Below are 20872 nucleotides of genomic sequence, written 5' to 3'. Positions count from 1 at the left end.
TTGGCACAGCCCGTAACCAAACCGGACGCCAATCAGCAGGCCAATCAGGAGGCCTGGCTACAGGAGAAATGGCATCTGTACCGCAAACGCAAACGACGAATAAGTAACTATGTGGTGAGTGTTCAGGCGCTGATCCTCGTGTTATTCATCGGATGTTGGGAGCTTGCAGGCCGGATGCGATGGATTGATGTGCTCATCTTTAGTTACCCGTCCAAGGTTGGCCGGCAAATTGTCAAAGATGCGGTCAGCGGCGAGTTGTGGCCACATTTAGCAATGACGGTGGGCGAAACGGCGGTAGGTTTCCTGCTGGGGACGCTGATCGGTACCTTGCTGGCGGTCCTTATCTGGTGGTCCCCGTTTCTATCCCGCGTACTGGACCCTTTCATGGTCGTGTTCAACAGTATGCCAAAGGTGGCGCTTGGCCCGATCTTTATCGTATTGTTTGGCGCCGGCTTCACGGCTATTGTCGTAACGACGTTGTCAATTACAGTCATCGTAACGACGCTGGTCGTGTTTAACAGCTTCAATGAAGTGGACGCCAACCTGATCAAGGTGATCCGCACGTTTGGTGGATCGCGGCGTGACGTGTTTCTAAAGGCTATCCTGCCCGCATCGTTCCCGACCATCGTATCCACGCTGAAGGTGAACGTGGGCATGGCCTGGGTTGGTGTCATCGTTGGGGAATTCCTTGTGGCCAAAATCGGGCTTGGATACTTGATCGTTTACGGGTTTCAGGTGTTTAACTTTACCTTGGTGCTGTCAAGCCTGGTCATCATTGCAGTCGTGGCGACGGGGATGTACCAGCTGGTTGTCTATATCGAACGAAAGTTAGTGCGGGAGCGGTAACGCTCCCTTTTTTTTACGTGGGCCTGGAGGTTGGTAGTTCAGCCGCTTTACGTCATGATCCCGCCTAATCAGATCATCGAGTTAAAGAAAGATCAAGCCAAGCCCTAGGTCAGATCGCAAAGTGCTGAATATCAAAATGGCATTGTATGGAAGCGTGAAATCAAGTAGGATATTTTCATAGAGCGGTTTCGACAAAAAGGATGGGTTTTCATGGGATTTCGAGTGATCAAAACAGCGATAGCCACACTTATGGCGATCTTCATCGCGGATTTCGCCGGCGTGGCAGGCGCCAATTCCGCGGGACTGTTAGCTATTCTAGGAGTGGACGTCACGCGCAAGCGCAGCCTGGCTTCGATATCGGCGCGGTTTTTTGCTTCCATTCTCGGTTTGTTGCTGGCTTTTGGGGTCTTCTACTTCTTCGGCTTTCATATTTGGGTACTCGCCATTTATATACTAATCGCTTTTCCGTTGATCGCCCGTGCGGGCTTCAAAGAAGGGATCGTTACTAGCTCCGTCGTCGTGTTCCGCGTGTTCGGCGGTGCGGAGATTTCCTGGCACGTGCTCTTAACCCAGGTGGAGCTGCTAATCATCGGACTTGGTTCGGCGATGGTCGTCAATTTTCTGTACATGCCGAAGACGGAAGACAAGCTCCTGGGTACGCGGCGTGAGGTTGACGCTTTGTTTTCGCGTATCTTTCAGGAAATCGGCGCAACGCTACGTGATCCTTATCGCTTATGGGATGGCAAAGAGTTGACGGAAGCCGCCCGACTTGTCGAGGAGGGGCATGCAATTGCCAAGCGGGCGGCGGAGAATCAGATGATCTCGCCTAATGAGGCCTGGATTGCGTATTTCTTCATGCGGAAAGAGCAATTAAGCCGGATCGAAGGTATGCTGGAGTTGATAGCACAGGTGTATCAGCGCATGCCGCAAGGGGAATTTGCCGCAGTGCTGTTCGATCGGCTTAGCGTGGACGTCAATCAGGAGGAATATACCGGGGTGACTGAGCAAATGCTGGCTGAGCTGGAGGAGGAGTTTAAAAAAATGGAGCTGCCCTCCACTCGCGAGGAATTCGAAATCCGTTCGGCCATCCTGCAGCTCTGCCGGGAACTTTCCTTATACCTGGCCGTTTCTAAAAAAAATAAAGCCCCCATTCCTCGAATGGCGGCGAACCAGGCACGGAAACGAAATCAGGCAACGATAAAATAGTTGTCACCCTAGACGAATGTCCTGCATACACTTTTATTGAATGATGTATGGAGGAGGTTCTAACATGTCATTGAAATATCAAAGTAGAGAGATCATCACGAAAGCGATCTGCGGAAAAGGTCGTAAGTTCTCTACCGTAACACATACCGTGACTCCCCCTCATAAACCGTCGAGCATCCTGGGGGCCTGGATCATCAACCACCAGTACGAAGCGGTCGCTGCGGGAGACGGAATTGAAGTTATTGGTACTTACGATATTAACATCTGGTATTCGTACGACAAGAACTCGCAGACCGAGGTCGCCAAAGAAACGGTATCTTACGTTGAGAATGTCCCGCTGAGCTACTTGGATTCCAGACACCGTTCGTCGACGGTAGAAGTATCCGCAGAAGCCACACAGGAACCTAGTACCGTCGAAGCCACCGTCTCGGGTGACGGGCGCGTATCCATTCGGGTGGAACGCGAATTCGCGGTAGAATTGGTTGCCGAAACGAAGTTGAATGTCCTTGTGGTGCCAAACAGCGGCATCGAAGATAAGGATTACGATTTTGGCTCCGAGCTCGGCGATTATGAAGATTTGGATCCGGATCTCCTCGACGACGAACTGTGATTCGTGTTGGAAGCAAGAAGGCAGATGGGTAAGCACCAAAGGTTTCAGGCTACACTGTAGCATATGCGGCAGGGGCGTCGTCGAAGAGGGCGGCTGCCCTCTTTTTGTTTTTATTTTTCGAATCACTTCCATATCAGACGGGGGATGAATCGGTGGTGAAGGATGAGCATCTTGTGCTAAAAATCCGGCTGGGTTCCGGTACGTTCAAAGGGCGCTTGTTACAGGCGTTAGGGCGCTTAGACGGCCCCTATCGGGTGTTGAAAGGACCGGCATCGAAACCCATCGTTAACGGTTCGGAGTGGATCTATTACGGACCAGAGGAAGCTTATTGGGGCGAACGGGTACAAGAGATCGTGCTGGGGCGGCCAAAAGTCACGCTAGGAGACTGGCGGCGGCGTCTCGAAACGGCCGGACTGAAGACGACGGAACCGGAACGTCTCGTTCCTGAAGTCAGAAGCAAGAGGGCATCCTACACACGACGTTTTGCCGTTACCGGTTTCCACTTGCGGGTATGGGAAATTCGACCGCTCGGAAAATCTGGGCAGGCGCTGCCGCTGCTGCGTGAACTGCCGGCTCAGGACTCACCGTTGCATAAACGCTTGGCAAGCACGGCTATCCGCGCGTTATATGCTGTTGGGCTCGATTTTGGCGAAGTGGTGATTTCGGCCGGGGAGGAAGGTCGGTTTACGGTGGATTCGATCATTCCCTCCGCTGAAGCTGGAAGTACCGCTGCCGCCGGAATCGCCCGTGCTATGCGAGATACTTTGGAAGAACAGGAAGGGCTCCGGGAAGCGGCGGCGGAGCGGCTGATCGGGATGGACCCGGAGTTTTTGTTGTTCGATCCGACTCACGGAAAAGTCGTCCCGGCTTCCCGTTATTTGCAATTTCACGGAGAAGCGGGATGCGATGTGCTGCGTTACCGCGGACAACGCTTGTTTCCACTTGCCGAGCTGCGGCCTCGTCCGGGCAAGGAGCCGCGCGAAGTCGTCGTTCATTTGCTGCACGCCTTTCGCGAAGCCCGCGAGGCCATCGAAGACCGGGGGCTGATTTGGCAGGCCGGAGCTATGCCGCAGCGCGGTTTTCCGCTGGGCGGACATTTGCATTTCAGCGGAGTGGGGTTGACGCCGGAACTATTGCGGGCGCTCGACAACTATCTGGCACTGCCGCTAGCCGTGCTGGAAGACGCCCGAAGTAAACCTCGTCGCCCGAAATACGGTTTTCTCGGCGATTTCCGCCTTAAGGAATACGGTGGTTTTGAATATCGTACGTTGCCTAGTTTCCTGGTTTCTCCGCTCGTGACCAAAGGCGTAGTGGCATTAGCTAGTCTGATCATAGACAACGCGGAACGCCTCACCGCTAGACCGCTGGAGAAGGAGGAGATCTGGACCGCGTTTTATGCCGGCAGAAAAAACCCGCTTCGGGCAGCGCTACCCCGCTTGTTGACGGATATCCAAAGCGTTCCTGATTATGCTCGCTACGAAGGTTATGTCGCCCCGCTGCTTAAAGTCATTCAGTCCGGCCGTGCTTGGGATGAAACTGCGGATATTCGCACCGCTTGGAAATTGCAAAATCCTACATAACCCCACTGCCCTTTTCTGGTATAATAAGATTCTATGAAAGACTGACAGCGCAGGGTAAATGGAGGGGAATCATGGCTACCTATACGCCGATGATTGAGCAGTATTTACGAATCAAGGCGGAAGCGCAGGACGCGTTTCTGTTTTTCCGGCTGGGCGATTTCTATGAAATGTTCTTCGAGGATGCAATCCTGGCCGCCAAAGAGCTTGAGATTACACTGACCGGGCGGGACGGGGGCGCTGAGGAGAAGATTCCGATGTGCGGCGTTCCCTACCACTCGGCAGACAACTATATTCACCGTCTGATCGAAAAAGGGTATAAAGTGGCGATCTGCGAGCAGATGGAAGACCCTTCCCAGACCAAAGGCATGGTCAAACGCGAAATCGTCCGAGTGATTACGCCCGGAACCATTATGGAAGGGAAGACGATCGGTGAACGGACGAACAACTACATCGTATCCGTCACCGAACGGCAGGGGTTGATGGCCCTGGCTGCCTGCGACTTGTCCACCGGGGAGCTGTACGCGACTTCGGCGCCGTCGAACAAGGAGTGGCTGCGCGACGAAATCGGCTTGTATGACCCGGCGGAGGTTATTGGGGATCCGGAGTTATTGGATTGGATTGCCGGACAAGCCGCTCCGCTTGGTAAGCCGGTGGTGTATACGCCATGGGCTAAAGCGAAGGAGGAGACGGCGCGCACACAGTTCGGCGAAGTGGAATGGATCCGTCTGGAGTCGGAACGGCGCGACAATATCTCGGTGCTTGTCGGCTATTTAAGCGAAACACAAAAACGTTCGCTCGGTCAGCTGACAAAAATATCAGCCTACGAGCCCGAGCATTTTATGATTTTGGACCCGTTTACGCGGCGTAACCTGGAATTGGTTGAAACGGTCCGCGAGCGTTCGAAGAAAGGTTCGCTCCTGTGGCTGCTTGACCGTACAGAGACCTCGATGGGGTCCAGATTGCTGCGTCGCTGGATTGACAAGCCCTTATTGCAAAAGACTCGGATCGAGGAACGCTTGGAAGCGGTAGAGCACCTGCATAGCGCCTTTATACTGCGTGAGGATCTACGCGGGGCGCTCCAGGATATTTACGATTTGGAGCGGCTGGTGGGCCGCGTCGCTTTTGGCAATGCCAATGGACGTGATCTGGTTGCGCTGAAGACCTCGCTGCGTCAGGTGCCGGCGATCAAAGATCTTTGCGGTGGATCGGCATCATCGACGTTGCGGCGGATCGCCTCTGCGATGGACGAGTGCGCGGATCTAGCCGGGATGATCGATACGGCGATTGCCGACGAACCTCCGGTTTCGGTGCGGGATGGAGGGATCATCAAGACCGGATTTCATGAACGACTGGACGAGCTGCGCGAGGCCGGGGTGAACGGCAAGCGATGGATTGCCGAGCTGGAAGCGGCCGAACGTCAGGCGACCGGGATTAAATCGCTGAAGATCGGCTACAACAAGGTGTTCGGATACTATATCGAGGTTACGCGATCGAATTTGGCCTCTTTGCCGGAAGGAAGGTATGAGCGGAAGCAAACGCTGGCGAATGCCGAACGTTTCGTCACGCCGGAGTTGAAGGAGAAGGAAACGCTCATTCTTGAAGCCGAAGAGAAGATGGTTGATCTGGAGTACGCGTTGTTTAATGAACTACGCGAACGGATCGCTGCGGACATCCCTCGCTTGCAGAAGCTAGCCGAACAAATCGCAGAAATCGACGTGCTGCGCTCGATGGCGGCCGTGGCGTCAGACAATGGCTTTGTGAAGCCGAAGTTGACCGACGGCTACGACCTCGTCGTGGAGCAAGGTCGGCATCCGGTGGTGGAGTCCGTGATGAAAGATACGGCATTTATCGCCAACGGCACAGCGCTTCGCAAGGATGAGGCCAGCATTTTGCTGATTACGGGGCCTAACATGGCAGGGAAGAGCACGTACATGCGGCAGGTCGCCCTCATTTCGATCCTGGCGCAAATCGGCTGCTTCGTGCCGGCGGCCAAGGCGGAAATCCCGTTGGTCGACCGCATATTTACGCGGATTGGCGCGGCGGACGATCTGATTGGCGGACAAAGCACCTTTATGGTGGAGATGGCTGACATTCAGATTATGACGGAGAAAGCCACTCCCCGCAGCTTGATCATTATCGATGAGCTGGGCCGAGGCACGTCCACCAGCGAAGGGATGGCGATCGCGCAAGCGGTGATCGAATATGTCCACGACCGAATCGGCTGCAAGGCGCTGGTCTCCACGCACTTCCATGAGCTCGCTCATTTGGAGCACAGTTTGACTGGGCTTAGTAATTACAGCATGGCGGTGCAGGAGAGCGGCGACAAGGTTCATTTCTTGCGCAAGCTGATCCCGGGCGCGGCGGACACCAGTTACGGCATTTATTGCGCGCGGCTGGCCGGCTTGCCTGAGGAGATTATCGGCCGGGCCTATGGGCTGCTGAAGGGACTCGAGGAGAAAGCCCCGCAGTTGGCTGGCACGGGTACGGCGGTGGCTATCGCACGACTGGCGGCTGAGCCGCAGGCGAAAGAAGACGCCGCTCGGGCTGTGCGAGAAACGGCTGTAGCTGCGGCGATGACGGAGGCTATGGCTTCTACGGAAGCTGCCGCGGTTGCGGAAGCTCTGACGGAACCGCTTGACCGCGAAGGCGGGCCGGTGGTGCAGCTTTCGATTTTTGGCGATGAGGAACCATCGCTTCAAGCAAAGCCGGCCGCTCCGGTGACCGAGGATCCGGGTATGAGGACGCTCGTCAACCTGATCAAAAACGCCGATTTGATGAACATGACGCCGCTGCAAGCGATGCAGTTGGTGAATGATCTGAAGATGAAGGCGAAGGATTTGTAGGGCAGACGGGGAGGCTGGCGGGATACCCGAGGCCAGGCCCAGGCAAGGACAAGGCAAGGACAAGGCAAGGACAAGGCAAGGACAAGGCAAGGACAAGGCTAAATGACAAGCCTTTCCTCAAACGCTAACGCTGAGGGCACGAACAAACCCTTCCTCAAACGCTAACGCTTGGGAGAAGCCTTAAGTGGGCCTAAATCGCGGTGTTGTCATTTTAACGCTTACCACGATGCTTATTAGCACGTTTTAGGGCCGAAAACCGGCATTTTGATGGAAATAGCGTTGCTCAGCGTCGTTAGCGATTGTAAATGTCGGATTTTACCTGAATAGCGTTGCTCATCAGCGTTAGAGCTGCGGTAGGCGGAGTAGGGGATTTAAAGTAATCAAGCGTAGGGTCTACAGCTACGGGAGGGATAGCAATGGCAAAAATCGCAATTTTGGACGAGCATATTGCCAACCAGATTGCTGCCGGGGAAGTGGTGGAACGCCCGGCGTCGGTGGTTAAGGAATTGGTGGAGAACGCAATTGACGCAGGAGCAACCAAAATCGAAGTCGCCGTCGAAGAGGGGGGCCTCCAGCTCATCCGCGTTACCGATAACGGCTCCGGTATTGAACCGGACGACTGCGAAACGGCCTTTTACCGCCATGCGACCAGTAAAATCACCTCCGGCCGCGACTTGTTCCAGATCCGCAGCCTTGGATTCCGCGGCGAAGCCTTGCCGAGTATCGCGGCCGTCGCGAAGGTCCGACTCGTATCCTCAAGCAACGATACGGGGCTCGGTCGGGTCATCGAAATCGAAGGCGGCTCGCTGAAGCTGAACGAAGATATCGCCGCTCCGCAAGGTACGGATATCGCGGTGAAGGAATTATTTTACAACACGCCGGCAAGGCTGAAGTATATGAAGACGATTCAAACCGAGTTGGGACATATCTCGGACGTGATGTATCGGCAGGCGCTCGCGCATCCCGAGATCGCCTTTGCCCTACGGCATAACGGAAACACGCTGCTGCAAAGCCCAGGAGGCGGTGAACTATTGCAAGTCATCGCGGCCATTTATGGCGTGAACGCCTCCAAAGGGATGGTGGCGATCGAAGCGGAGGATTTGGATTACCGGATTACGGGATTTATCGGCCGTCCCGATTTGGCCCGTTCCAACCGCGGCGGCATGTCTACGATCGTCAACGGGCGTTACATCCGCAATCAAGGGCTGCATCAGGCTATCTTGCGCGCGTATCATACGCTCCTTCCGATCAACCGTTATCCGCTGGTGGTGTTGATGCTGGATATGCACCCTTCGCTGGTCGACGTGAACGTCCACCCGGCTAAGCTGGAGGTGCGCTTCAGTAAGGAGCCGGAACTTAACGGCTTCGTAGAGAACAGTGTGCGCGCCGTCTTGAACGGCCAGGTGTTGATCCCGCAAGTCGTGCGCCAGACGATCGGGAAAGGCCCGAACCGCTCCGTGATCCAGGAGCAGTTCCATTTCCCCGCGCCGCCTCTAGGCGCGGAGGAGGGCGCTTCCGTCGCCGGCCAAACGGCTGCGGCGGCGGAAGGCACGCTCCGGCCGCCGGGGAACGGCGGGGCGGAGCGCGACCCGGGCGCGCGGTCCGCTGGGCCGGACCGCGGCTGGGCCGGGGCGCCTGCTGGCGGCGCCCCGATTGGCGGCGCGCCGCAGCGCAGCGCCGCCGCCTTTGGCGCTCCCGCAGCGGCCGAAGGCCTGACGCTGCGGGAGCGCGGCGCAGCCGGCGCCGGCACGTACGGCGCCGCGCCAAGCCCAGCCAAGCCGCAAGGCGGGCTTGGCTCATCCGGCGCCGCCGCCTACGCGGGCGGCGCGGCGGAACGGCAGCCGCTGCCGGCCGCGCGGCTGCAGGAGATGCCGGAAGCATTGTACGGCTCGCCTGCGGCGGAGCCGGAGCTTCCGGCGTTCCCCGAGCTGTCCTTGATCGGACAGCATCACGGCACCTATCTGATCGCGCAGAACGATCAGGGGTTGTATTTGATTGACCAGCACGCCGCGCACGAACGCGTGAATTACGAATATTATTATGAAAAATTCGGCCGCCCGGCTGATGCGTCGCAAGAGCTGTTGATTCCGATTACGCTGGAATTCACGCCATCGGAAAGCGCCAAGCTGCAGGAGCGGTTGCATTGGTTTGAACAGGTTGGGGTCGTGCTCGAACATTTCGGCGGCAATACCTTCCGGGTTGTGGCGCATCCGTATTGGTTCCCGCAAGGAGAGGAAGCGAGCATCATCGAGGAGATGGCTGAATGGGTGCTTAGCGAGCGGGCTATTGACCTGGCTAAACTGCGCGAGGCGTCGTCCACGATGGTTTCGTGCAAGGCGTCGATCAAGGCAAACCAAAAGCTGACGCCGGAAGAGGCGAACACGCTGATCCGCCGGCTGGCTGCCTGCAAACAACCCTACACCTGCCCGCATGGGCGGCCGATCGTCGTCTCGTTCTCCGCATATGATCTGGAGAAGCTGTTCAAGCGGGTCATGTAACGTCAGCAAACGGAGGAATTCATCATGTTAATTACTACGGGAGACCATGAAACCCCCGCTACAGTTCGTCGGGCGCAGGAACTAGCAAGTTTAGCCGGCATTCCCTACGTCTCACGCAGCCGGACGTCCCTTCCACGTTTAGCTGAGCGATATGGCGACAGCGACATTCTGGTTGTTCTGGAGCAAGGGGCCCGGCTGCATCGGGCCAGCGGTGAACCGATGACGTTTCACCCCAGTATGGCGTATGTTCGGGCGAAGCGGCTATTCAAAGGGGAAAACGACGCGATGCTAGATGCCGCCGGGGTGGTTCCCGGCGACGTCATTATCGACGGTACGGCGGGTCTCGGTTCTGACGCAATGGTCTTTTCCATTGCAGCAGGGGCTGAGGGGAGAGTACTGGCATTGGAGGATTCTTTGCCCCTCTGGGCCCTGTTGTATGAAGGGTTAAAGTTTTATATCTCCGGCCTGTCTGTCTTTGACGAAGCGTTGCGGCGCATTGAACCGGTACATAAGAATCATCTGGACGCGCTGCGGGCCATGCCCGACAAAAGCGCAGATATCGTCTACTTCGACCCGATGTTCCGCGACCCGATCGCGGAATCGTCTTCCATTTCACCGCTACGGGCGTTCGCCAATCCGAATTCCCTTGATCCGGATGCAGTGAAGGAGGCTTGTCGGGTCGCTCGAAAATCCGTTGTTCTGAAAGAGCAGCGCGGGAGCGGGGAATTCGATCGTTTGGGGTTTATCGCGAAGAGCCGCTCCCATACCAAGATTGCATATGGAGTGATCTCGCTTGACCCGAAACGATAAACCAAAACTGCTAGTGCTGCTTGGGCCGACCGCGGTTGGCAAAACGAAGCTCAGCATCGAACTGGCGCGAGCGTTGTCTTGCGAAATCATTTCCGGCGATTCCATGCAGGTGTACCGGGGAATGGATATCGGTACTGCCAAGATCACCGAGGAAGAGATGGGCGGCATTCCGCATCATCTTATTGATGTGCTGGATCCCGACGAGCCTTTTTCCGTCGCGTTATTTCAGGAGTGGTGCCGCAAGCTGATCCCTGAGATTTCCAGCCGCGGGCAACTTCCTTTTATTGTTGGCGGGACAGGGCTGTACATTGAATCGGTATGCTATGAATACCAGTTTACGGAAGCCGGTGCCGACGAAGACTTTCGGGCTCAGCAACAGTCCTTTGCGGATACTCATGGCGCAGAAGCATTGCACGCGAAATTAGCGGACATGGATCCCCAATCTGCGGCCCGTCTGCATCCCAACGATGTTCGTCGAGTGATACGCGCGCTGGAGGTCGTCCATCTGACCGGGGAGACATTATCGTCGCAGCTCGAGAAGCAGCAGAAGCAATCGCCCTATGAGCTTTGCCTGATCGGTTTGACAATGGACCGTCAAATGCTTTATAACCGTATTGAACGGCGAATTGATGCAATGCTGCGACTTGGTCTGGTTGAGGAAGTTCAAGGGCTTCTCCGCAGAGGATACAGTCGTGAAGCGGTTTCCATGCAAGGGCTGGGATATAAAGAAATCGTCGAACATCTGATTGACGCTGTTCCGCTCGAAGTTGCGGTGGAGAAGTTGAAGCGGGATACGCGCCGTTTTGCCAAGAGACAGCTTTCCTGGTTCCGTCACATGAAGGATATCGCGTGGATCGATGTAGGCGATGGTGAAAATTTTTCCGGGATTTTGACGGCGGCCCATGCTATAATAGCAGGAAAGTTTCCCGCTGATCTTGAATATAATTCTAAACACTAATTGATTCCTATTGGGGGTACGGCTATGAATAAGACCATTAACATCCAGGATACATTTTTGAACCAATTACGGAAAGAGAGCATCCCGGTCACCGTATTTTTGACGAACGGCTTCCAGATCAGAGGGACGATTAAGGCATTTGATAATTTCACGATCGTCATCGACAGCGACGGCCGCCAGCAAATGGTGTACAAGCACGCGATCTCGACGTTCCAGCCGCAGCGGAATGTATCGCTCATGCAGGAATCGCAAAACGAGGATTAAATCAGGCTGAAACTTTTTGAATTTCAATACGTTAAGAGTATAGGATGAGAACAGAGCAACCTGAACCAAGGTTGTTCTTTTCTTTCCGGGCACTTTTAAGCCAGGCGCTTATGCGGGATGATGGTAACAGGTTCAGTTATGTTCAAAAAATCACTCTCACGTCATCGAATCCGTCATCGAACCCGCGCTCGTGCGGTGATATGATAATTTTAAGTGCATGAATTCAAGATTCGATGCCGAATCATCTTCTAAGGCTTCACATCGTGATCCAAAGTTCATTTTTGAACAACCTTCTAAATCAAGTTCAAAAATTGGCTTTGAAGCACCGAGAAGGTTGGATGAAGAAGGGGCTGAGCAGCGGAGCGTACGTTTTGGTACGTGAGCAGCGGAAGACCTGCATGAATTCAAGATTCGATGCCGAATCGTCTTCTAAGGCTTCACATCGTGATCCAAAGTTCATTTTTGAACAACCTTCTAAATCAAGTTCAAAAATTGGCTTTGAAGCACCGAGAAGATTGGATGAAGAAGGGGCTGAGCAGCGGAGCGTACGTTTTGGTACGTGAGCAGCGGAAGACCTGCATGAATTCAAGATTCGATGCCGAATCGTCTTCTAAGGCTTCACATCGTGATCCAAAGTTCATTTTTGAACAACCTTGCAAAGCAGACTGGCAGGAAGGGAGTCAGAACAAATCATGTCTAGCAAAAGCCCATCAAGGCTGCAAAGAAGCGGCAAGCCGGACAAACAGGATAAGACGCCGAAAGCGCACAAAAAGAGAAAGCTTACGGCTAAACGCGTGTTGTGGACTTCATTTTTTACGATTGCTTTTGCGGTATTTTGCGCAATTGCAGGCTATATGTACATTACGGTCAGCGGTGAGAAAATCCTCCTGCAGAACGAGGACAAGCTGACGGTTTATGAAACGACGAAGGTGTATGACCGCACCGGGGTATTGATGGGCGAATTGTCCATCGACAAAAGCGAGCCCGTCGAAGCCGACCAGATTCCGGAGCTGCTCAAGCAAGCATTCGTTGCAACGGAGGACAAACGGTTCCTTGAGCATAATGGGGTTGATTTGTGGTCCATCGGCCGGGCGGCGGTCAAGGACATCGTAGCCCGTTCCTTAGTTGAAGGCGGGAGTACGATTACGCAGCAGCTGGCTAAGAACATCTTCCTAAGCGCGGACAAAACGTTCTTCCGTAAAGCAACCGAGATGTCGATTGCCATGGCTTTGGAACGCCACAAGACGAAGGATGAAATTCTGACGTTGTACTTGAACCGGATTCCTTTTGGCGGAACTGTTTATGGCATTAAAGCTGCGTCCATTCGTTATTTTGGGAAAAGTGATTTGAATAAACTCGACGTGTGGGAGATCGCTACGCTGGCGGCGATGCCGAAGGCACCATCCCGATACAATCCGCTGAAGAATCCCGAGTTGTCCAAAGAACGGCGCGCGGTGGTGCTTGATCTCATGTTTCAGGAAGGGTATATTACCGCAGAACAGCGAGACGAAGCAAAGGCGGTAGATTACGATTACGAGCCGCCGGTGAAAAACCAAAGCTACCTTGCTTTCAAGGACTATGTCGTGGAAGAAGCTGAGGAGAAATTTGGGCTGACCGAGGACGAATTGAACCGCGGTGGCTACAAAATCTACACAACGATGGATGCAAGAGCGCAGAAAGCGTTGGAGAAAGCCTTCGAAAACGATGATTTCTTCGAAAAAAGCAAGGACGACCAGCAGGTGCAGGCTTCCATGGTGATCATGAACCATGAGAATGGCAGCTTGATCGCTCTGCTCGGCGGCCGAGACTACGAACGCAAAGGCTTCAGCCGATTGAACAGCCGCCGGCAGCCGGGATCGTCTTTCAAGCCGATCGTATCGTATGCACCGGCACTGGAATCCGGCAAATTTACACCGGACTCGCAGATCAGCAATGAGAAGCAGTGCTTCGGCGATTACTGTCCATCGAACCTGCACGGTTACTCCAAGACGATTAACCTGACGGATGCTTTGACGAAATCGGAGAATATCCCAGCCGTTTGGCTGCTTAACGAGATTGGCGCAGGCACCGGTGTCAAATATGCTGAAGCGATGGGCATCAAAATGGACAAAAACGACCGCAACCTGGCCATTGCTCTCGGTGGCCTGACTTACGGCACGAACACGCTGGAGATGGCCGGAGCGTTCAGCGTATTCGCGAATGGCGGTTCGTATAACCCGCCGTATTCCATCAAATCGATCGTCGACCATGATGGTGTGGAAAAATACAAATACAACGCACCGAAACCAAAACGAGTCATCAGCGAACAAACGGCGTATTACATGACGTCGATGCTGCAAAACGTCGTTAACGACGGTACCGGGAAACGGGCAAAGTTGGACCGTCCTGTTGCCGGTAAAACAGGGACAACACAACACGGGATCCCGGGGCTGAGAAGCAGTAAAAACCGCGATGTCTGGTTTGTGGGTTATACGCCGGAATGGACCGGCGCTGTTTGGATGGGGTATGACAACCCCGATAAGAACCATCTATTAAACGGCAGTAGCGGCCAAACGGCGGCCTTGTTCGCCGCTGTGATGAAGGAAGCGTTGCAAGGCATGCCTGTGAAATCGTTCCCGGTTCCGGGCAACTTACAACAAGAAGAACCGGAGGATCAAACGGTAACGGCAGCACCGACGGGATTAACCGCTGCCTATAATCCGGACAGCGGAGCGGTATCGCTCCAATGGACCGGCGTTGAAACCGCCGACGCGGTATATCATATTTACCGTCGTGAAGCGTCCGAAACGAAGTTCACCCATATCATGGATTCCGTATCGACAGAGGCGGAGGATATCGGCGTTACACCGGGAACCGGATACGTTTATTATGTAACAGCCTATGATCCGGTTAATGCCGTGGAAAGCGAGCCGTCCAACAACGCCCAAGTGTTGATTGATAACGTCGAGCCGCCTGCAGGTAATGAAACCCCAGGTTCGGATACCGGAACACCGGTCGATCCTAACCTTCCGGGCAATGGTGACGGCAACCAAGGTGTTCCGCCGGGCAATGGCCAAGGAAACGGTAACGGTCAAAACAATGGCAATGGCAACGGAAACGGGAATGGAAACGGAAACGGCAACGGAAACGGGGGGGATGGCAGTGGGAATGGTACGGATCTCCCCCCAATGGATGATGACGGAGGCGTCATCGTTCCGCCAGACAACGGCGGTGCCGGAACCGGTGCCGATGTCCCGACGGGGACTACGGATGGAACCACGGGAGTCGGCGGATAGCCGGAATTTCGGAATACGCATGACATGAAAGCCAACCCTCAGCCCAGCTCTAAAGCTTGGCTGGGGGTTGTTTTTTTTTCGTGTGAAAATGGTTTTTGTGACTCTCTTTCAAATATGGTAAGCTGATAGTACATTGTGTTGAAAGGGAACTTATTTATGAAGCGAAAATTCGGAGACCGCGCGAATTGGCGCCGTGTAACCCATCGTCAATTCAAATCCAAGTTTGTGGAGAGCGACGAGTTTACGGGATATGTCACACTGTACAGCATTTTTGCCCTGCGTGATCCGCTATGGAAGACCTACGGGGGACACACCTTCCGGATCGCCGACAAGGGTTACACCTGGCTGCAGTATTATCCTAAGGGAGCTCATTTCGTCGTGACGGCAATGTTTGATGATCACGGTGAGATCGTGGAATGGTACATCGATATTTGCAAGACGCAAGGGGTCACCGACCAAGGGGTACCTTGGTTTGATGATTTGTATTTGGATATCGTCGTGCTGAAAAATCGCGAAGTGTTTTTATTGGATGAAGATGAACTTGACGAAGCGTTAACGAAAGGTCTCATATCTGTCAAAGACTATGATCTGGCAACGGAGACGGCCCAGCGACTACTTCACGACATTAAGGAACGGCGTTTCCCCTATTTCCGCCTGTCCCTGGATCATTACCAGAGCGGGTTTATGACTTCGGAGCCGAATCAGCCAGGGGGATAAACCATGCGTCATGCCAAACCAAGCGGAAACGTGTTGTTAGGTCAAACACTTGAGAAACGAAGAGCCCGGGTTGGGAAGCGGATTTTTCGTTGGGGACTCTTGTTCATTCTCCTCGGGATAGGTTGGATGTTGTTTGTGCTGGCTCAGATCGGCAGCGTAGAGCGGAATCCTGCGGCCAATTCCACATTAAGCGAGCCGGCGGATGTCGGGATTGTCCTTGGGGCGGCCCTGTGGGGAGACGAGCCTAGTCCAGGGCTTCGGGAGCGGCTGGAACAAAGCCTAAAGGATTTTGAAGCGGGGAGATTTCAATTGTTTCTCCTTACCGGAGGATTGGATACGTCGACCTCAAACTATACCGAAGCGGAGGGGATGGCGAATTATTTGGAGCAGCACGGAGTGCCTCGGGACAAGATGCTGCTTGAAAATAAAGCGACCAGTACCTATGAGAACCTCAAATTCAGCCAGGATATGATGAAGGAGCGGGGGCTTTCGTCAGCATTAATTGTGACGCATACCTATCATGGTAACCGCGCGCTTGAAATTGCCAGAGCCCTGGATTACGAGGAACCAAGACTTTCGTTAACCGAAACCAGGGTTTTGAAGCCCATCCCCAACACGATCCGGGAAATTTTGGCGTATACAAAATGGAAGCTCGATCAAATAGGACTTGCCATAGGCCTGATATGATGACAAAACTTCTAATAACGGACAGGGAGAGAGAATACATTTAGATGTGTGTTCAACAAGTTGGCTTTGTGAACTTCCTCTCAGCCCTACCTTTATAAAGAGGTGATTTCCTATGTCTGGGCGTGTCATGGCCAGAAACGGCTCTTCCGATGAGAGACCGTCGCGTCAAATCAACGTGATTCTCCGCAGCACTGAACCGCCTGTCGTCTCGCAGGCGATTGCGGATAGCGAGCCTCAAGCGTCGGCAAAAGGGTTGCCGCAGCAAGGGCTTTTTGCCGAAATTCAAAAGGAACTGGATCACCTGATCGGTTTAGATCATATTAAGGATCTAATGTACGAGATATATGCGCTTTTGCAAATCGCCTCGATGCGCTCGGAAGCAGGACTGTTGTCCGGCGCTCAGGTGTATCACATGGTGTTCAAGGGCAATCCGGGTACCGGTAAAACCACCGTGGCACGAATCGTCGCTAAAATGTTTCAACGCATGGGGGTGCTTAGCAAAGGACATTTGATCGAAGTGGAGCGTGCCGATCTGGTTGGTGAGTACATCGGTCACACGGCACAGAAAACGCGTGATTTGGTAAAGAAGTCACTCGGCGGCATTTTGTTTATTGATGAAGCTTACAGCTTGGCACGAGGGGGCGAGAAAGACTTCGGCAAAGAGGCGATCGATACCTTGGTCAAAGCGATGGAGGATCACAAGAATCAATTCATCCTTATCCTGGCGGGGTACTCGGATGAGATGGACTTTTTTCTATCGACTAACCCAGGGCTGCCCTCCCGTTTTCCGATTCAGATGGACTTTCCGGACTATTCGATTGATCAGCTGATTCAAATTGCCGAAGGGATGGCGAAGGAACGCGATTATATCTTGATGCCTCAGGCGATACTCAAGTTAAAGCAGCATTTGCTGCGGGAGAAATGCGAAAGCGAGCAAGTATTCAGCAATGCCCGCTATGTACGTAACGTGATCGAACGATCCGTCCGGCAGCAGGCCGTGCGTCTGCTTCATCAATATGGCGGCGGTTCGCCGGGCAAGCTAGAGCTGATGACCCTCCGTACCGAGGACCTGAAGCTTGACGCCAAGAAGACGTGAGAGATGAGCAAAAAAACGGGGGCTCAGCACCGAGAAGGTTGGTTGAAGCAAGGGAACGAGTAGCGGAGCGTAGGGAAACCTACGTGAGCAACGGAGGTCCCGGCTGAATTCAAGATTCGACGCCGAAACAGCAACTCTGAATAAGCATCGTGAAGTGCCGCCGTTTTTTTGATACCCGATTCAAATCATGAGCAAAAAAACGGGGGCTCAGCACCGAGAAGGTTGGATGAAGCAAGGGAACGAGTAGCGGAGCGTAGGGAAACCTACATGAGCAACGGAGGTCCCGGCTGAATTCAAGATTCGACGCCGAAAGAGCAACTCTGAATAAGCACCGTGAAGTGCCGCCGTTTTTTTGATACCCTTTTAAGGAGTAGTGATGATGCCGAGGTTGCAAATGCACGAGACCACCACCCATCGTCCGGACGTAGCCGTACTGGTGAGCTTGGTGACACCGGAAACGAAGCAAAGCGGCGTCGACCCCGAATATTCTCTGGCCGAATTGGTGCAGCTGGCCGAGACAGCTGGGGTCGAGGTTGCTGAATCCATCGTACAAAATCGCGATAAACCCGACCCGAGGTGGTTCATCGGAAAGGGAAAGGTGCTTGAGCTTCGCGAAGTCATCCAGCAACGAGGCGCTAATACAGCGATTTTCGATCAGGAATTGTCCGGAGCCCAGGTCCGCAACTTGGAGGAAATGCTGGACGTCAAAATCATCGACCGAACCCAGCTGATCCTTGATATTTTCGCGCAGCGAGCCAAAACGAGGGAAGGCATTATCCAGGTGGAGCTAGCTCAATTGACTTACCTGCTCCCGCGATTGTCCGGCCACGGCAAAAACCTGTCTCGCCTAGGCGGCGGGATTGGCACTCGGGGTCCAGGCGAAAGTCAGTTGGAAACGGATCGACGCCATATTCGCCGGCGAATCGGCGAGCTGAAACGTCAACTGGAGGAGGTCACTCGACACCGTCAGTTGCACCGGGCACGTCGTAAAGAAACCGGGGTGGTACAAATTGCTCTGGTCGGCTATACCAACGCCGGTAAGTCGACGCTGCTTAAGGCAATGACTTCTGCAGATGTATTCGTTGAGAATCAGCTTTTCGCTACGCTTGATCCAACGACCCGGCTTCTTCCGCTCTCAGGCGGTAAGGAAGTGGTGCTGACGGACACGGTAGGATTCATTCAAAATCTACCACACGATTTGGTCGCTGCCTTCCGGGCTACGTTAGAAGAAGTTAACGAGGCGGACCTCATATTGCATGTCGTCGATGCCTCCTCGCCGATGCGCGAAGAGCAAGTGAAAGTGGTGGATCGAATATTAAACGATTTGGGTGCAGGGGGAAAGCCTCAGATCGTGTTGTTTAACAAAAAGGATATCTGCCCGCCTGAACGGCTGCAAATGCTGCCGACAGGCGAAGGGTACTTGAAGATTTCCGCGTTTGACGAAGGGGATCTTGCGACGATACGCGAAGCCGTGCAGCGCAAGTTGTCTGGCGGAACCAAGACGTTTCGGATTCCTGCAGAACGAGGCGATCTCACCCCGGTGTTGTATCGGGTAGGAGAAGTGGTGGACAAGCAGATGGACGAGGATGTCATGATTTACGAAATCGATGTGAATCAGGCGGATTTCGATAAGTATGGATACCGGCTAGCTCCTTTTGCGATCCCTAAACCAGTTCTCACAGAGGGAAGCACGACAAACGACGGAATGGATTAAGGGAGAGATAACGTAACGATGGCAGGATTTTCTGAGGAAATTGTACAATGGCTGGAAGATGCCGAACAACAGGCGGGAAGCCGGTTTCGGGAGGTCGACCGGATCGTCGATCAAAACCAATGGAAGGTGATTGAAGCCTTTCAGCGCCACCAAGTCAGCGATTATCATTTTGCGGGTTCGACGGGTTATGCTTATAACGACCGGGGCCGTGAAGTGTTGGATCTTGTATATGCGGACGTATTCGGTGCAGAAGCCGCGCTGGTGCGGCCGCATTTCGCTTCCGGCACGCATACGATCGCTACGGCGTTGTTCGGGGTCTTACGGCCCGGGGACGAACTGCTCTACATCACAGGTCGTCCTTATGATACACTACATAAAGTGATAGGGACACCAGGAGACGGTAGCGGCTCGCTACAGGATTTTGGGATCACGTATAACGAAGCAGGATTGCTAAGCGATGGAACAGTCGATTGGCAGGCGGTAAGGGAAAAAATTACCGATAGGACGAAGGTAATCGGGATCCAGCGATCCCGAGGTTACGATTGGAGGGACTCGTTCACCATCGCACGGATCGAGGAGATGGTCCGGCGCGTGAAAGAGATCAAGCCGGATCTGATCGTCTTTGTGGACAATTGCTACGGCGAGTTTACCGAAGAACGCGAACCAACGGAGGTTGGGGCAGACCTGATCGCCGGATCGTTGATAAAAAATCCTGGCGGTGGCTTGGCCGAAACCGGGGGTTATATTTGCGGACGGCAGGAGTTGGTTAAACTAGCCTCATACCGTTTGACCGCACCGGGGATCGGCGGTGAAGTCGGGGCGATGTTGGGGACAACCCGTGGAATCTACCAAGGGCTGTTCTTGGCCCCGACGATCGTAGGACAAGCTGTCAAAGGCAGCATTCTGGCCGCTGCTTTGTTTGAGAAAGCGGGATTCCAAAGCCGGCCAGGATGGCAGGATCCGCGCACGGATCTTATCCAAGCGATTGCCTTTAGTGCACCGGAGCAACTCATTGCGTTCGTGCAGGGCATTCAACGGGCCGCTGCTGTAGACGGCCACGTCGTACCCGAGGCTTGGGATATGCCGGGTTATGAACACCCGGTTATTATGGCGGCCGGGACATTTATTCAAGGCGGAAGCCTGGAATTGTCTGCGGATGCTCCGATTCGCGCCCCCTATATCGCTTATATGCAGGGAGGCTTAACCTATTCTCATGTTAAATTTGGTCTCCTGACCGCACTTCAGACGATGAAGGATCGTAACTTGTTGTAAGTTATCCTAACATATCTATTGACATGTCAGGATAACTCACATATGATAAGGTCATGAGAATCGAAATGGAAGGTTGAGAGCGATGAGTGAGGAAATTCGCAGAAATATGGCCTTGTTTCCTATTGGTATCGTTATGAAACTTACGGATTTAACGGCAAGACAAATACGATATTACGAGCAGCATGAATTGATTGTACCTGCGCGAACCTCGGGGAATCAGCGAATGTTTTCCCTCAATGATGTCGAACGCTTGCTGGAGATCAAGGGCCTCATCGATAAAGGCGTGAACATCGCCGGGATCAAGCAAGTCATGAACCCAATGTCCCGTGAATCTCTAGATGCGACGGTCATCACGAAGGATACCGAGGAGAAGCGGAAGGAAATGACGGATTCCCAAATTTACCGTATGTTGAAGCAGCAGTTGGTGTCAGGTAGCAAACCGGGGCAAGTTTCTTTGATCCAAGGCGAACTGTCGCGGTTTTTCAAAAAATAATAA

General features: G+C 53.7%; 17 protein-coding genes. All 17 read left to right on the top strand.

Features of this window, described 5'->3' with window-relative positions:
* The gene (locus tag MKZ15_RS12660; protein WP_155607953.1) at positions 1–846 is read left to right on the top strand and encodes an ABC transporter permease; all 846 of its coding nucleotides are present in this window, start codon (positions 1–3) and stop codon (positions 844–846) included.
* A 210-nt stretch (positions 847–1056) separates the two neighbouring features.
* The gene (locus tag MKZ15_RS12655; protein ID WP_155607954.1) at positions 1057–2052 is read left to right on the top strand and encodes an aromatic acid exporter family protein; all 996 of its coding nucleotides are present in this window, start codon (positions 1057–1059) and stop codon (positions 2050–2052) included.
* 64 nt (positions 2053–2116) lie between these two features.
* Positions 2117–2662 (top strand): outer spore coat protein CotE, encoded by a 546-nt coding sequence (gene cotE, locus MKZ15_RS12650; protein WP_155607955.1) that lies wholly within the window; start codon positions 2117–2119, stop codon positions 2660–2662.
* Positions 2663–2814: 152 nt separating this feature from the next.
* Complete coding sequence (locus tag MKZ15_RS12645; RefSeq protein ID WP_339816410.1) at positions 2815–4242, top strand: hypothetical protein; 1428 nt, start codon at positions 2815–2817, stop codon at positions 4240–4242.
* A gap of 71 nt (positions 4243–4313) precedes the next feature.
* Positions 4314–7085, top strand: coding sequence for a DNA mismatch repair protein MutS (gene mutS / locus MKZ15_RS12640; RefSeq protein WP_339816409.1), 2772 nt, complete (start codon positions 4314–4316; stop codon positions 7083–7085).
* A 416-nt stretch (positions 7086–7501) separates the two neighbouring features.
* Positions 7502–9583: a DNA mismatch repair endonuclease MutL gene (gene mutL / locus MKZ15_RS12635; RefSeq protein ID WP_339816408.1), complete on the top strand. Its 2082-nt coding sequence runs from the start codon at positions 7502–7504 to the stop codon at positions 9581–9583.
* A gap of 24 nt (positions 9584–9607) precedes the next feature.
* Positions 9608–10393: a class I SAM-dependent methyltransferase gene (locus tag MKZ15_RS12630; protein WP_339816407.1), complete on the top strand. Its 786-nt coding sequence runs from the start codon at positions 9608–9610 to the stop codon at positions 10391–10393.
* Complete coding sequence (gene miaA, locus MKZ15_RS12625) at positions 10377–11351, top strand: tRNA (adenosine(37)-N6)-dimethylallyltransferase MiaA (RefSeq protein WP_339816406.1); 975 nt, start codon at positions 10377–10379, stop codon at positions 11349–11351. The genes MKZ15_RS12630 and miaA overlap by 17 nt, the downstream gene beginning before the upstream one ends.
* Before the next feature lie 24 nt (positions 11352–11375).
* Positions 11376–11615 (top strand): RNA chaperone Hfq, encoded by a 240-nt coding sequence (gene hfq, locus MKZ15_RS12620; protein WP_016312028.1) that lies wholly within the window; start codon positions 11376–11378, stop codon positions 11613–11615.
* A gap of 338 nt (positions 11616–11953) precedes the next feature.
* On the top strand, positions 11954–12178 hold the full coding sequence (locus MKZ15_RS12615) for a hypothetical protein (RefSeq protein ID WP_339816405.1): 225 nt from the start codon (positions 11954–11956) through the stop codon (positions 12176–12178).
* A gap of 129 nt (positions 12179–12307) precedes the next feature.
* Entirely contained in the window at positions 12308–14890 is a 2583-nt protein-coding gene (locus MKZ15_RS12610) for a PBP1A family penicillin-binding protein (protein ID WP_339816404.1), read from the top strand.
* Positions 14891–15046: 156 nt separating this feature from the next.
* A complete protein-coding gene (locus tag MKZ15_RS12605) occupies positions 15047–15607 on the top strand; it encodes a DUF402 domain-containing protein (protein WP_155605857.1) in 561 nt (186 codons plus the stop codon).
* A gap of 3 nt (positions 15608–15610) precedes the next feature.
* Positions 15611–16294, top strand: a complete 684-nt coding sequence (locus MKZ15_RS12600) for a YdcF family protein (RefSeq protein WP_339816403.1) — start codon at positions 15611–15613, stop codon at positions 16292–16294.
* 112 nt (positions 16295–16406) lie between these two features.
* Positions 16407–17390, top strand: coding sequence for an AAA family ATPase (locus tag MKZ15_RS12595; protein WP_155605859.1), 984 nt, complete (start codon positions 16407–16409; stop codon positions 17388–17390).
* A gap of 379 nt (positions 17391–17769) precedes the next feature.
* Positions 17770–19104, top strand: a complete 1335-nt coding sequence (hflX, locus tag MKZ15_RS12590; protein WP_240908660.1) for a GTPase HflX — start codon at positions 17770–17772, stop codon at positions 19102–19104.
* An 18-nt stretch (positions 19105–19122) separates the two neighbouring features.
* The gene (locus tag MKZ15_RS12585; RefSeq protein WP_193416164.1) at positions 19123–20376 is read left to right on the top strand and encodes a methionine gamma-lyase family protein; all 1254 of its coding nucleotides are present in this window, start codon (positions 19123–19125) and stop codon (positions 20374–20376) included.
* A gap of 82 nt (positions 20377–20458) precedes the next feature.
* On the top strand, positions 20459–20869 hold the full coding sequence (locus MKZ15_RS12580; protein ID WP_155605861.1) for a MerR family transcriptional regulator: 411 nt from the start codon (positions 20459–20461) through the stop codon (positions 20867–20869).
* Positions 20870–20872: the final 3 nt, after the last annotated feature.

This window comes from Paenibacillus sp. FSL R7-0216 (assembly GCF_037969915.1).
GTDB lineage: Bacteria > Bacillota > Bacilli > Paenibacillales > Paenibacillaceae > Fontibacillus > Fontibacillus rhizolycopersici.
The sequence above is the reverse complement of the archived record's forward strand: the minus strand, read 5'-3'. Positions and strand labels throughout refer to the sequence as shown.

What these genes read in the sequence shown, in the direction of transcription:
- MKZ15_RS12655 (WP_155607954.1), top strand. Translation starts at nt 1,057, where the DNA reads ATGGGATTTCGAGTGATCAAAACAGCGATAGCCACACTTATGGCGATC.
- cotE (WP_155607955.1), top strand. Translation starts at nt 2,117, where the DNA reads ATGTCATTGAAATATCAAAGTAGAGAGATCATCACGAAAGCGATCTGC.
- mutS (WP_339816409.1), top strand. Translation starts at nt 4,314, where the DNA reads ATGGCTACCTATACGCCGATGATTGAGCAGTATTTACGAATCAAGGCG.
- mutL (WP_339816408.1), top strand. Translation starts at nt 7,502, where the DNA reads ATGGCAAAAATCGCAATTTTGGACGAGCATATTGCCAACCAGATTGCT.
- MKZ15_RS12630 (WP_339816407.1), top strand. Translation starts at nt 9,608, where the DNA reads ATGTTAATTACTACGGGAGACCATGAAACCCCCGCTACAGTTCGTCGG.
- hfq (WP_016312028.1), top strand. Translation starts at nt 11,376, where the DNA reads ATGAATAAGACCATTAACATCCAGGATACATTTTTGAACCAATTACGG.
- MKZ15_RS12615 (WP_339816405.1), top strand. Translation starts at nt 11,954, where the DNA reads ATGAAGAAGGGGCTGAGCAGCGGAGCGTACGTTTTGGTACGTGAGCAG.
- MKZ15_RS12610 (WP_339816404.1), top strand. Translation starts at nt 12,308, where the DNA reads ATGTCTAGCAAAAGCCCATCAAGGCTGCAAAGAAGCGGCAAGCCGGAC.
- MKZ15_RS12605 (WP_155605857.1), top strand. Translation starts at nt 15,047, where the DNA reads ATGAAGCGAAAATTCGGAGACCGCGCGAATTGGCGCCGTGTAACCCAT.
- MKZ15_RS12600 (WP_339816403.1), top strand. Translation starts at nt 15,611, where the DNA reads ATGCGTCATGCCAAACCAAGCGGAAACGTGTTGTTAGGTCAAACACTT.
- MKZ15_RS12595 (WP_155605859.1), top strand. Translation starts at nt 16,407, where the DNA reads ATGTCTGGGCGTGTCATGGCCAGAAACGGCTCTTCCGATGAGAGACCG.
- hflX (WP_240908660.1), top strand. Translation starts at nt 17,770, where the DNA reads ATGCCGAGGTTGCAAATGCACGAGACCACCACCCATCGTCCGGACGTA.
- MKZ15_RS12585 (WP_193416164.1), top strand. Translation starts at nt 19,123, where the DNA reads ATGGCAGGATTTTCTGAGGAAATTGTACAATGGCTGGAAGATGCCGAA.
- MKZ15_RS12580 (WP_155605861.1), top strand. Translation starts at nt 20,459, where the DNA reads ATGAGTGAGGAAATTCGCAGAAATATGGCCTTGTTTCCTATTGGTATC.